Genomic DNA, 12,521 nt, shown 5'->3' with positions numbered 1-12,521 from the left:
CGTACAGCTGAAGCACTCACAGGTTCCGGCCGAGGCCGCGGCCGGAACCGACGAGCACAGGAGACTGTTTCCTCCATGGCAGCGAACCGCCGCCCCACCCTGGCAGACGTCGCCCGAGAAGTGGGCGTCAGCGCCAAGACCGTCTCCCGTGTCCTCAACGAGGACGGACCCGCCTCGGCCCGGACCAGGGAAAAGGTTCTCGCCGCCGTGGCCAAGCTCGGCTTCCAGCCGAACCTCATGGCCCGCAACATCCGCGTCGGCGGACCCGACACCACCATCGGACTGGTCATCCCCGACCTCGGCAACCCCTTCTTCGGTGCCGTGGCCAGAAGCATCGAGGACACAGTCCGCGACCGCGGCCTGACCCTGCTCATGGGCTCCTCCGCAGACGATCCCGACCGCGAACGCGCATTGACGGACAAGTTCCTCGCGCGCCGTGTCAGCATCCTGATGGTCGTGCCGTCCCTCGGCGCCGACCACTCACACCTCAAGAGCCACCGCACCGCGGGCCTGCCCGTCGTCTTCGTCGACCGCCCGGGCGCGGGCCTGGCCACGGACAGCGTCGTCAGCACCAACCGCGCGGGCGCCCACGAAGGCGTCGCCCACCTCATCGCCCACGGCCACCGGCGCATCGGCTTCATCGGCGACCTTCCCACCAAGCTCTACACACGCCGCGAGCGCCTGGCCGGATACCGCGCGGCCCTACAGGAAGCCGGCCTCCCATATGACCGCTCCCTGGTCACCAACGCCCACGACCAGCACGGTGCCTCCGCCGCCACGTCCCAGCTACTGGGCCTGGCGGATCCCCCCACCGCGCTGTTCGCCGGCAACAACATCGTCGCGCTGGGGATAATCGCCGAACTCGCCCGCAGCAAGCGGAAGGACGTCGCCGTCGTCGCCTTCGACGACGTGGAGCTTGCCGAGGCACTCGAACCGGCCCTGACCGTCGTCGCCCAGGACCCCGAGGAAATCGGCCGATCGGCAGCGACGACCGCCCTGGCCCGCCTGGACGGCGACCGCTCCCGCGCCCGCACCATCACCGTCCCCACCCGACTGATCGTCCGGGGCTCGGCCGAGCGCCCTGCTCCGGTGCTGCAGGAGGCTTGATCCTCTCGGCGGACTCCTGCCGGTCAGAGGACACCGGGGCCACTGGAGCACAAGGAGTCGACCCGCGTGCTCATCCGTTGACTTGCTCCTCGGGCCCTCGACCTGCTGGAGCGCCGGGTGGCCGACGTAGAGTGCAGCCGCGCCAGCGGTTACGAGGAACGCGGGATTTGATGATCTGGCTCCCGGTAAGTCCGCCCCGCTGGATGAGATCCAGCGGGGTGGACTTACCAACAGCGTCAGCTCTTCTGCCGGGCCCTTAGTTCATGTCGAACCGGGCCCTGTTAGGCGGCCTTCTCGAGCTTGGTGACCTGCGCCTCCATGACAGCGGCCGGCACCTCGGGGGCCTTTCCGCCCAGAGCGTTCATCGCGTAGAAGACGACCAGGGTCGAGCCGCTGCGCACGACGGAGTAGGTCACCGGGATCTTGTCGCCGTCGATGTCACTGGTCATCGTGTACGACACCGCCTCGTCACCGAGGTCAGGGGACTTGAGAGGCTTGACGCCGGTGTACTGGTAGTCGGTGTGCTCGTAGGAGTTGCACTTCTCGCTCTGGGTGCGAAGGTCGGCGACCACTTTCTTGGCGTCCGCTTCCTTGTGCGCGAGCAGACCCATCCGGAGCATCGTGCCGTCGGTCCGCTCCAGGCTGGTCAGCGAACGGGACACACGGGCCGTGGCGTCGGGCTCGGTGCCGAGCAGGAACATGTCGGCGATGGCCTGGCAGGTGGCGGGCTTCGCGGGCACGCTCACCTCCGGGATCTCATCGTCGGGTGTGTTGCCGACGCGGTAACCCTTCACATCCGCCTTGGTGATCGCAGCCTTCGTCAACTGCGCCTCGGTGAGCGGCTTCAGAGCCTCCGGAGCTGCGGACGATGCCTTGGTCGCAGGCTTCTTCGACCCGCTGCTCTTGTCGTGGGTGTCCTGCCCACCGCATGCGGCCGTCGCGGTGAGCGCCGCCGTCACACCGATGCCGACCAGGACGCGTCCCAGAGCTGACTTCACGTTGGTTCCCACCCTTATGTGTCCATGGGCGCGTCCACGATGCCGGTCGCGCCGAGCCGACATCAAAGCCCACAACCAGCGGGCTTTACCAGCCCGTTAGGGTGTCTTGGCGTAACGATCAGAGATCAACGATTTGGTTGTACAGCGCGAAAGTGGCACTCGACACAACTCAGCACCCCGACGCATAAGAGACGCCCACGGAAATTGACGGGGACCTCCGTCGGCCAAGCGCCAACCGACCCCATCCCCTCCGGCACGGCGGGGACGCCCGCCGCCTGGTCGGTTGGGGGGAGGTTCGGCGAGGGCGGTCCGCTGACGGGGCACGGGACGGGTGGGACTGCGCAGCCCCACCGCCAGTCCAGCTTTTTGTGCATGTCAGATGAGTGCTGCACGGGCGCGACGGGCGAGTTCGGCGTCCCGCAGGTGGCACCAGGCTTCGAGGCAGGGCGGTCGCCCCGGTGAGCGCGCTGTCCGAGCTCACATGCTGGGATCATCGAACTGTTCAAGGAGAACGTCGATCGGAGTGTGGCCCGTGGCGGCGGATGCGCCGTCGTGAAGAAGCTGTTCCGCCCAGATGACCTTGCCGCGGGTTGTGTACCGCGTTCCCCATCGCTGGGCGAACTGCGCCACCAGGAACAGTCCCCGCCCGCCTTCGTCCGTGGTCGCCGCCCGCCGCAGGCGCGGCGAGGTGCCGCTGCCGTCCGACACCTCGCAGATCAGAGAGCGTCCGCGCAGCAGCCGCACGCCGACCGGCGGTGAGCCGTACCGGATCGCGTTCGTGACCAATTCGCTGAGGATCAGTTCCGTGGTGAATCCGGTCTCCTCCAGCCCCCACTCCAGCAACGTCTTTCTGCAGCGCGCTCGCACCGAGGGAACCACCGCCGGGTCCTGCGACACGTCCCACTCGGCCACGCGCGAGGGCGGGAGCATCCGGGTACGCGCCGCCAGCAGCGCGATGTCGTCGGAGCAGTGAGAGGGCTTGAGCGCGTCGATCACCGCCTGACACGTCTCCTCCGGAGTGCGGCCCCCGGACCCGTCCAACGCCCGGCGCAGCCTCTCCAGCCCGACCTCGATGTCATGGGTGCGGTCCACGACCAGGCCGTTGGTGTACAGCACCAGTTGTGAACCTTCCGGCAGGGACAGCTCGGCGGTCTCGAAGGGGTAGCCGCCCAGGCCGAGCGGCGCCGAGGCCGGCACGTCGGGGCAGGTGACCGTCCCGTCCGGGCGCACCACCACCGGTTCCGGGTGTCCCGCACGGGCCATCGTGCAGGTCCCCGTCACCGGGTCGTAGACCGCGTACAGACATGTCGCTCCGGTCACGCCCTCCCCCTCGTGGCCTTCCGCGACATCGCCCGTGTTCTCCTCGTTGTCCATGCGGAAGACCAGGTCGTCCAGGTTCCCGAGCACCTCGTCCACGGGCAGGTCCAGGGTGGAGAAGGTGTGCACCGCGGTGCGCAGCCGGCCCATCGTCGCCGCCGCGTGCAGCCCGTGACCGACGACGTCACCCATCACCAGCGCCACGCGAGCGCCCGGAAGCGGGATGACGTCGAACCAGTCCCCGCCCACCCCCGCCTCTGCGGGCAGATACCGCCAGGCCACCTCCAGTGCGTCCTGCTCCGGCTGCCCCCGCGGCAGCAGGCTGCGCTGCAGTGTCACCGCCATCGCGTGCTCCCGGGTGAACCTCCGGGCGTTGTCGATGGCCACCGCCGCCCGCGCCGCCAGCTCCTCCGCGAAGGACAGATCCTCCGGCTCGAACACCGAGGAATCCCCCGCCCGGTAGAAGTTCGCCACGCCCAGCGGCACGCCCCGCGCCCGCAGCGGCACGCTCACCAGCGAATGCAACCCGCACTCCAAGGCCTTGCGAGCGCGCTCCGGATCCTGTGCCCGCCAACCGCGCGCCTGCCGCAGGTCCGCCTCCAGCACGCCGCTTCCCTCCTGCAGCGTCCGCATCTGCGGGGTTCGGGGCGAGAACGTGATCACTTCGCCCAGCGGGTACACCGGGACCATCCGCTGTTCGCCGCCGATCGCCGCCCGGCGCAGATGCCGCCATCCCTCCGCCGTCGGCTCCCACCCCCGCAATACCGCGTCGAGCAGATCCACCGTCACGAGGTCGGCGAACTGCGGCGCCGCCACGTCGGCCAGTTCCTCGGCCGTACGCCCCACATCCAGCGTCGTCCCGATCCGCACTCCGGCCTCGTACAGCAGCTTCAGCCGCTCCCGCGCGACCTCGGCCCGCCCCGAGACCGCCGCCAGCTCCGTGGTGTCCCGCAGGGTCACCACGCTGCCTCCGCGGTCGGCCTGCGGGTACGTCGGCCGCTTGCTCACTGCCAGCAACCGGTCCCCCGCGAGATGCACCTCATCGGTGACCGCCTCCGGCGACGTCAGCAGGCGCGTGATCTGCTCCGGCAGTCCCAGCTCCCGCACCGGGCGCCCCTGCACGTCCGCCGGCAGTCCGAGCAGCCGCGTCGCCTCGTCGTTGGCCAGCAACAGTCGTCCGTCGGCGCCGGTGATCAGCACTCCTTCCCGCACCGCGTGCAGGACCGCGTCGTGGTGCTCGTACAACTGCGCCAGCTCCGCCGGGGCCAAGCCGTGCGTCTGCCGCCGCAGCCGCCGGGACACCAGCGTCGTTCCCGTCATGGTCAGCGCCAGCGCGGCCGCGCCGCTGCCCAGGATGATCGGCAGCTGCGGCATCCACAGGCTCGCCACGTTCTTGACCGTGATCCCGGCGGAGACCAGGCCGACGACCTTGCCGCGCGAGTCGATCACGGGGACCACCGCCTGCACGGCCGTCCCTTTGCCGGCGGGCAGAGGCGGCCCGCCGGCCTGCTCGACGACGGTACGGCCCTCCAGCGCCGGTTCGATGGTGCCGACGAACTTCTTCCCGATCTCTCGCGGGTAGGGGTACGTATAACGAATCCCCTTCGTATCCAAGACGACGACGAAATCCACGCCCGTGCGCTTCCGCGCCGCCTCGGCCCGGGGCTGGAGCACCGCCGTCGGATCCCGGCTCTGCAGCGCCTCGACCACGCCAGGAGCACTCGCGAACGACTGGGCCGCGACGACCGACTCCCGACTCCCCTGCTGCACAGCGTCACGCGCCGCCTGGAGCACCATGCCCACCACCGCGGCCACCACCAGCAGCACCACGATCACGACCTGGAGAAGGAACACCTGCCCGGCCGCACTGCGCAGGTCCAGCAGGGAAGCGCGACGTTCCCGCGAGCGTCCGGCGGGCGGATGACGCGCCGGGCTTCGAGGATGCCCGGAAAATACCTCCATGCACCCTTCATACACCGCTGTGCTTCGGCGGGAGACGGGGTGTTCTGACCTGGGCGGGAGGCTGCTCACCATCTACTAGGGGTGCGTGGGGCGGGCCGCTAGCGGTGCGCGGGGCGGGGAGATGCTGTTCGGCCTGTACTGGCGGGGCTTCACCACCACAGGAGCACTGTGGAGCGTCTATGGCGGCCTGATCTGCTCGGTGTCCCTGGCCGTGCTCTCTCCCGCCGTCTCCGGAAGTCCGGCCGCACTGGTCCCCGGTATGGACTTCGCCGTCTTCCCGCTGAAGTACCCAAGCATCGTCTCGGTCCCCCTGGCCTTCCTGCTCGGATGGCTGGGCTCCGTGATGGGTAAGGAGAGGACCCATCCGGCCACCCGGTCCGCCTTCGAGCTGCGCATGCTCGTGGGCAGCGACTCCTCGTAGAGACGACTCCTCACAAAACCAGGGGGAGCCCTCGGCAGCGGCGCCGGGGGCTCCCCCGTGATCAGGCGAGGCTCCGCGGCCCGGCGCAGCGTCAGAAGGTGCCCCGGCGGCGCTGCAGCTTGGAGGGCGCGCCGGCGGACTGGCGTGCGCGTGATGCGCGCCCCCGAGCGCACCACAGCCGTGTGGTGCGGTGCGCATCCGTGGAGCGAGCCTGCCGGGTTGACCGGGGCTGGGGTGTCGGTGGTGAGCCGGATGCTATGGCCGTGTACTTTTCCAGGCTGTCGGTGCTGGTCGTCGAGGACGTGGCGGACGGCGGCGACGCGATGGTGGTCACGGCCCGCACCCGGGATGTGGCTGAGCTGTGTCTGGTCTGCGGGACGCCGACAAGCGCAGACGACGGCCCCCGAACGCCGGGCGGGGATCGAGGGCCGTCGAGCACGGGGCCGCCGGTGAGGTCCGCATGCGGTGTGTGCACCACGGACAACGCGTCCCCCGAGAAGAAGTCACGGCACTGCAGCTCTGCGCCGGTCCCCACGCCTACCCCGCCGTACCGGACGCGCACACCAGCAAGGTCTTGCCGTCATCGGGGTCCGACTCGACACGCATGCCCGCAACGCCGAGGGCGTCTTCCACCCGCTGGCCGAACGTGTCATGGCATGGGCCAATCTTGCATCCGGGCCCCTGGTACACAGGATCGCCGCCGATGGGCGCCAGTCCGCGGGGCGGGGCCGGTTTCACGACGACCTGGCCATGGTCATCGCTCAGCGGGACCGAGCACCGATGCCCCAGTGACCGGCAGCCAACCAGCAGGCCGTACAGATGCGCGACAGCCCCGTCCTGTCGGCGGCGGTCCGCAAGCTCGTATGGCTACCCCTGTCAGGTCGCCCTGCGGTCTCGGGCAGGGGCAGGACTTCGCCGCGCTGCTCGGTGCAGACGATCGTCGGTCGGCACCGTGCCGACCAACGTCCTCAACCCGTCTCCGTGCGGCCGGGCGAGACGCTGTGCTACCGGTAGCGCCGCCGCATCAGGTGACGTGATCGGCTGCTCCACCGCGCTGCCCGAGGTGATTCCACCATCATCTTCACGACGGTGGAGGCTTCGGCAGCCCGTATCACCGCCGGTGTCACCCTCGAGGTCAGCTGCCGACGGGGTATCGGCTGGTGATCGCGACGCGGTTGAAGGCGTTCATCACGGTTGCCAGCCAGGCGATTGCCGAGACCTGGTCTGCGGTGAGCACGGCCGCGGCGGCGTTGAAGTCCTCGTCGCTTACGTGTCCGTCCGACACGCGTGTGATCGCCTCGGTCAGGCGGAGGGCGGCGCGATCGGTCTCAGAGAAGTAGCCGGTCTCTGCCCATGCGGGCAGCACGGCGATCCGGTCGGGGTTTTCGCCCTTCTTGAGGGCGTCGCGGGTGTGCATGCGCAGGCAAAACGCGCAGCCGTTGATCTGGGAGGTGCGGATCCTCAGCAGCTCGACCAGGAGCGGGTCGAGGCCCGCTGCGGAAGCGGTTTCGTCTACCTCCGACGACAGGGCGATGAGGGCCTTGTAGGCGGCCGGGTGCTGCTTGCCGATGTTGACGCGCTGGGTGTCGGTCACGGTTTCCTTCGATTCGTTCGTGTGGTTTGCGCCGCGCCCTTCGGGCGCGTCTTGGTGGCGGGCGGTGTGTGTTGTGGCAGGGGCCGAGTTCGTGCAGAGCGTTGCCGCCCGGTGCGTGCTCCGGGCTATGACTTCGTGTCGTCGACCTTGAGCTTGTCTCCGGTGTTGGAGACGAAGATGACCAGGAGCTTGGCCCGTTTGGTCGGGCTGGTGTTCTCGGTGAGGACGTGGTGGGCACCCGGCGGCTCAACCCAGTTATCGCCCTGGTGGTAGGTGATCACGGGCTTGCCTTCGAGCTGGCTGCGCACGGTGCCTTCGAGGACGTAGGCGTAGACGAACGCCTGACCGTGCCGGTGCGGCGTCGCGCGTGTGTTGGGCGGGAAGTCGACGATCACCGAGGTGAACGTCTTGCCCTTCACATTCGGAAGGGCCTGCTGGAGCAGCGGCTTGAGGGTTTCGGTGGGGCGCGTCGATGCCACGGCCGCAGGCGATGCCACGGCCGCGGTCGTCCCCTTGGCGTGGGCGGGCTGGTCCGAGGTCGAGCAGGCCGTGGCCGCCGCCAGCGTGGCGACGGCCAGCAAGCCGCCGGCGATCCGCATTCCGATCATGATCGGTCTCCTGTTCAGTCTTCCGTGGCGCGGATCATCGTCTTGCCCGAGGTGCGCTTGCCGGGGGCGAACGCGGCGGGTGCCTCGGCGAGCGGCCGTACAGCACCGACGACCGGCTTGAGCCGGCCGTTCCTCAGCCGCGCGGCGAGATCAGTGAGCCGGGCGCGGTCGGGTTCGACGACGAAGAAGACTGCCCGCCCGTCCTTGGGCTGGGCCTTGGGCGGCATGGCGATGGTGACGAGCGTGCCACCGGGGCGGACCAGGGCGGCCGAGCGGTCGAGGATGTCGCCGCCGATCACGTCGAACACGACGTCGGCCTCGCCGGCGTCCTCCAGCTTCTCGGTCTGCAGGTCGATGAAGGTGTCGACGCCCAGGGCGAGTGCCCTGTCCCGGGCTGCGGACCGGCCTGTGCCGATGACGCGGGCGCCGACCTCGCGGGCGAGCTGTACCGCGATCGAGCCGACGCCGCCCGCGGCACCGTGGATCAGGACGGTCTGGCCTGTGGTCAGGCGGCCGTGGTCGAACAGACCCTGCCAGGCGGTCAGCCCGGAGATCGGCAGCGCGGCGGCCACGGTGTGGTCGATGTCCGTCGGCAGCGGGGCGAGGTTGCGGGCCTCCACCGCGGTGTACTCGGCGAGGGTGCCGTTGCGGGTCCAGTCGGCCAGGCCGAACACCCGCTGGCCGACGCTCAGGCCGGTGGTGCCGTACCCCAGCTCTACGACGACACCCGAGAGCTCGTGCCCGGGCACGCTCGGCGTCCGGTCGCGGCCGGCGCGATCGGTCCACGTGGCGGGCCAGTCCAGCTCTCCGGGGGTGAAGCCCGCGGCGTGCACCCGCACGATGACGTCGTTCTCGGCGGCATGGGGGTAGGGCATGTCCGTCAGGGACATCCCGGCAAGACCGGCGTTACGGTCTCGAACCGTGATGGCTTGCATACAGGTCCTTCCTGGGAGGGGCGACTCGAGCGCGCAGCCCGTTCACACACAGGGCTCATGGCCGCTCGTGATCGGGAAAGGTGCAGCAGGTAGATGTATGCCGTTCCGCATGATCGATTTCACCTGCTTGCGCATTCCTTCGTCGCCCGTCTTGCGTTCTCATCAGGGAGACGAGGTAGCCCCTCCGGGTGTGACAGCTCAGATGCGCAGGAGTTTGTCGGGATTGATGACCCTGCGGTACGCGCTGATCAGACCATCTGTGATCTGGACCGTGTCGACGGAGTAGACCCGGCCTTCGCGGTAGAACACCACGGCGAGCTCGCCGCCGACCTCGGCGAAGTCGATGCGGTCCGGGTGCCACTGGCGCCCCACACGCACCATGACCTCGGCAACGCGCTCGCCGCCGTGGATGAGCTTGCGGGCCGCAGAGACCCTGCCGCCGCCGTCGGTGACGTAGACGGCGTCCGGGTGCAGGAGCCTGACCAAGCCGGCCAGGTCCCCGGCCTCGTAGGCTGCGCGAAATGTCGCCAGCACGCGTTCGCGCTCCGCCTTCGACGCCTGCGGCATGGACTGCTTCGCCTTGGCCACCCTCCGTCGCGCCCGCGAGGCGTGCTGCCGGGCACCCGGCACGGAGACGTCGAGCACTTCGGCGATCTTGTCGAACTCAAGACCGAAGACGTCGTGCAGCACGAAGGCCACCCGCTCCGGCGGGGACAGCTCCTCCATGATCAGGAGCAGCGCCGAGCTGACGGACTCATCGACAAGTACCGGCTGCGACGCGTCCGGCCCCGTGAGCAGTGGCTCCGGCAGCCACGGTCCGACATAGCTCTCCCTGCGGAAACGGGCACTCTTGAGGATGTCGTACGACCGCCGCGCGGCCACCGTCACCAGCCAGGCCTGCAGATCACCAATGCCCTGCAGATCCGCTCCGGCCGCCCGCAGCCACACATCCTGGGTCACGTCCTCGGCATCGGCCACACTCCCCAGCAGCCGGTAAGCCACACCGAAAACCGCGGGCCGGTGCCTCTCCCATCCGGCTCCGAGCGAGTCCTCCTGCTCAGACCGTCCGGGCCCGTGCCCGTCGCCCATACAGATCGCAACCTCCTCCAGCTTGGGATCCAGCGTAGCCATCCGAACTCGGGATCTTCGCAGACAGCTCCGTCAGCTCGGACACTCGGACCGCCGACGAGGGCGATGTTTCACAGGTGGTCGCCTGTGAAACACCCCGCCGCGCAGCGGTCCACCTGCGGCGATCATGTTTCATATGCCGTTGCAAACGACTGGGCGTCAGAAACAGGCTCATGAACAGTGCGGGCTGGTGAGCGACGACTTCAAGCGCGTGGAATCGCACGACTGCCCCATGTCCACCTGCGCCGCCCCGCGGGCTCCCCGTACCGAACCGGCAAGGGCAAGGGCAAGGTGACCATCCAGTGCCACACCGCCCGCTTCCGCCTCGTGCCCTCGCCAAGGCGCTCAACGTGCCGACCCCGCCCGTACGCAAACCAGGGTCCGTACAGATCGAGCTGCCCCGGCCCGTCAGTGCCGGCGCCGAGCTGGTCGGGCATATCCGCCTCGGCTATGCGCGCGCGTCAACCGCGCGGCAGTCCCTGGACGCGTAGCTGAACTTGAACTGGCCCGCCACCAGAGGCTGCTCACTCGCTGGGGCGACCAGGCCATGGACGACGCGGTGCGCATCCGCCCTGACCTCGTCGCCGGCGTGCGGCTCACCGTCGCCTCCCGGTGGCGGAGCGCGGCCTGAACCCAGTTCGACGGTCTCGAGCAAGCCTGGCCGCCATCCCGTCACCGCCCCGTCCGTGCGTGGCGAACGGTTCGGAAGCGGCGCTGATAGGCAGCGGGGCTGATGGACAACTCCCGCACGAAGACTCGGCGCAGACTCTCGTAGCTCGGGAATCCCTCCAGGGCGGCTGCCTGCGTCGCGGTGTGCCCCTGGTCGAGGAACGACTTCGCGAGGTCGAGCCGGATCGACTCGACGTACCGGCCCGGCGTGGAGGACAGCTCCTCGCGGAACAGTCGTGTGAGATGCCGGGCGCTGACGTGGAGGTGTTTGGCGAGTTCACCGAGGGAGTGGTCCCCCGCAGGATCCGCCAGGACCCGGTCGACGACCGTGCGCAGCGCGGGAGACCGGGGTGGAGGATACTGCAGCGGGGCGGAGAACTGCGACTGACCTCCCGGGCGTTGCAGGTAGACCACCAGGGCGCGGGCGACGTCCCGGCTCAGCTCGGACCCGTGGTCCTCCTCCACAAGGGCCAGCGCCAGGTCGATGCCGGCGGCAACGCCCGCCGACGTGAACGTGGTGCCGTCGCGCACGTAGATGGCATCGGGCTCCACGTGGGTCTTCGGACACCGGGCGGCGAGTTCGCCTGCGACCTTCCAGTGGGTGGTAACACGCTTTCCGTCCAGCAGGCCGGTGGCACTGAGGACGAACACCCCCGAGCAGACGGAGGCGACACGGCGGGAGCGAACTGCCAGGTCCCTTGCAGCCTCGACCAGCTCGCGCCTGATGGGAGTCCTGGGATAGACGTCCCCGCCCGGCACCACGAACGTGTCCGGGGCCGGCTCGGTAGCGGGGCTGCCGTCGACGGCGATCCGTATGCCGACCGACGACCTGACGTCGGCACCGGTCGTCGACAGCACAGCGATTCTGTAGTCGGCACCGAGTCGATTCGCCTCCGCGAACACATCGGCGGGACCGGCGACGTCCATAAGTTTCACCCCGTCGTAGACGAGGATGGCGACCCGGTGGTGCGTCCCGGAGCTCACAGTTGCCGGCCTCAGGCGTCTGGATGTGAGTGATTCATGGCCGGACCGATGCCGCGCACAACGACCCGATGTCCTTCAGACCGTAGCTCCCGTGTGGCGCCGACCTACGCGGCTGCACCGGCGGACCGCGGAGGTCTGATGTCGTACGAGATGCGTCCGGCGGGGAGGTAGAAGAGGGCGATCAGCGCGCCTCCGCGTACCTCGGGGTAGTGGTGGCTGCCCGGGGCGGGTGCTGTCCAGCCCGGCCCCTGCCAGCCGTTCGGACCCACCAGCTCGGCTCCGGGGTCGATGGGGACGACGAGGTTCAGTTCGCCGTACGGGTGCGCGTGGTACTGGCCCCGGTAGCGCTCGACGCTGTCCATGTAGACGGCGGTGATGCTGAAGTAATGGGTCTCGGCCGTCGGTTCGGCGATGAGGCTGCGGCGGTAGCGGGCGCCGTCGACCTCGATGTGCGCCGCCCAGCCCTCCTCCAGGACACCGATTTTGATCAAGTGCGCCAGGTCCTGGTACAGCTCGCTGCCGGCACCGTAGGTGGTGTTCAGCCAGCTCTCGAGGTCCTTGCCGGCCGTGCGGTTCCTGACCTCGGCCAGGAACGGGATGCTGCGCTCGATCAGTGCCTTGCGGCTGTCCGCACTCATATGCGGAGTCCTCTCGTGTCGCCACTGGGTCTGACCCCATAACGATGACTCGGCTTTTCGTTACAGTCAATAGCTGTAACGAAATCGGCGCCTCGGTGGCGGGGCGAAGCAGCACCTCGTCCGCCGGTGCCGGCCGGAGGCCGTGCCCTCGGCCCTGGCC

The 12,521-nt window shown here is 69.3% G+C and carries 11 protein-coding genes; 3 read left to right on the top strand and 8 right to left on the bottom strand.

All coding sequences use genetic code 11. The features are described 5' to 3' along the window. The first annotated feature begins 75 nt into the window (after window positions 1–75). Window positions 76–1,107 (top strand): LacI family DNA-binding transcriptional regulator, encoded by a 1,032-nt coding sequence (locus ACIBK0_RS40810; protein WP_399091805.1) that lies wholly within the window; start codon window positions 76–78, stop codon window positions 1,105–1,107. Between the two features lie 281 nt (window positions 1,108–1,388). Here the strand turns inward: ACIBK0_RS40810 and ACIBK0_RS40805 are convergent, their stop codons facing one another. Both ACIBK0_RS40805 and ACIBK0_RS40800 read right to left on the bottom strand, forming a co-directional pair. Further along, complete coding sequence (locus tag ACIBK0_RS40805) at window positions 1,389–2,105, bottom strand: hypothetical protein (protein WP_399091802.1); 717 nt, start codon at window positions 2,103–2,105, stop codon at window positions 1,389–1,391. 477 nt (window positions 2,106–2,582) lie between these two features. Then, window positions 2,583–5,384 carry a SpoIIE family protein phosphatase gene (locus tag ACIBK0_RS40800; protein ID WP_399091799.1) on the bottom strand — a complete coding sequence of 934 codons (2,802 nt, stop codon included), beginning with the start codon at window positions 5,382–5,384 and terminating at the stop codon, window positions 2,583–2,585. Between the two features lie 85 nt (window positions 5,385–5,469). Between ACIBK0_RS40800 and ACIBK0_RS40795 the strand changes: the two genes are divergently transcribed. Beyond that, on the top strand, window positions 5,470–5,805 hold the full coding sequence (locus ACIBK0_RS40795) for a hypothetical protein (RefSeq protein WP_399091796.1): 336 nt from the start codon (window positions 5,470–5,472) through the stop codon (window positions 5,803–5,805). 1,135 nt (window positions 5,806–6,940) lie between these two features. Here ACIBK0_RS40795 and ACIBK0_RS40790 read toward each other — a convergent pair. The 4 genes from ACIBK0_RS40790 to sigJ all read right to left on the bottom strand — a co-directional run bounded on the left by ACIBK0_RS40790 (window position 6,941) and on the right by sigJ (window position 10,031). Next, window positions 6,941–7,399, bottom strand: coding sequence for a carboxymuconolactone decarboxylase family protein (locus ACIBK0_RS40790; RefSeq protein WP_399091793.1), 459 nt, complete (start codon window positions 7,397–7,399; stop codon window positions 6,941–6,943). A 125-nt stretch (window positions 7,400–7,524) separates the two neighbouring features. Continuing rightward, the gene (locus tag ACIBK0_RS40785; RefSeq protein WP_399091790.1) at window positions 7,525–8,007 is read right to left on the bottom strand and encodes a cupin domain-containing protein; all 483 of its coding nucleotides are present in this window, start codon (window positions 8,005–8,007) and stop codon (window positions 7,525–7,527) included. Window positions 8,008–8,021: 14 nt separating this feature from the next. Beyond that, the gene (locus tag ACIBK0_RS40780) at window positions 8,022–8,942 is read right to left on the bottom strand and encodes an NADP-dependent oxidoreductase (RefSeq protein ID WP_399091787.1); all 921 of its coding nucleotides are present in this window, start codon (window positions 8,940–8,942) and stop codon (window positions 8,022–8,024) included. 198 nt (window positions 8,943–9,140) lie between these two features. Then, window positions 9,141–10,031, bottom strand: a complete 891-nt coding sequence (gene sigJ, locus ACIBK0_RS40775; RefSeq protein ID WP_399091906.1) for an RNA polymerase sigma factor SigJ — start codon at window positions 10,029–10,031, stop codon at window positions 9,141–9,143. A gap of 341 nt (window positions 10,032–10,372) precedes the next feature. Here sigJ and ACIBK0_RS40770 point away from each other — a divergent pair, with 341 nt between their 5' ends. Then, window positions 10,373–10,561 carry a hypothetical protein gene (locus ACIBK0_RS40770; RefSeq protein ID WP_399091784.1) on the top strand — a complete coding sequence of 63 codons (189 nt, stop codon included), beginning with the start codon at window positions 10,373–10,375 and terminating at the stop codon, window positions 10,559–10,561. Between the two features lie 181 nt (window positions 10,562–10,742). Here ACIBK0_RS40770 and ACIBK0_RS40765 read toward each other — a convergent pair whose 3' ends face one another. Both ACIBK0_RS40765 and ACIBK0_RS40760 read right to left on the bottom strand, forming a co-directional pair. After that, on the bottom strand, window positions 10,743–11,723 hold the full coding sequence (locus ACIBK0_RS40765; RefSeq protein ID WP_399091781.1) for a GlxA family transcriptional regulator: 981 nt from the start codon (window positions 11,721–11,723) through the stop codon (window positions 10,743–10,745). A 104-nt stretch (window positions 11,724–11,827) separates the two neighbouring features. Continuing rightward, window positions 11,828–12,361 carry a DUF4863 family protein gene (locus ACIBK0_RS40760; protein WP_399091778.1) on the bottom strand — a complete coding sequence of 178 codons (534 nt, stop codon included), beginning with the start codon at window positions 12,359–12,361 and terminating at the stop codon, window positions 11,828–11,830. Window positions 12,362–12,521 lie beyond the last annotated feature (160 nt).

The organism is Streptomyces sp. NPDC050564 (assembly GCF_044457265.1).
Lineage (GTDB): Bacteria > Actinomycetota > Actinomycetes > Streptomycetales > Streptomycetaceae > Streptomyces.
The sequence above is the reverse complement of the archived record's forward strand: the minus strand, read 5'-3'. Positions and strand labels throughout refer to the sequence as shown.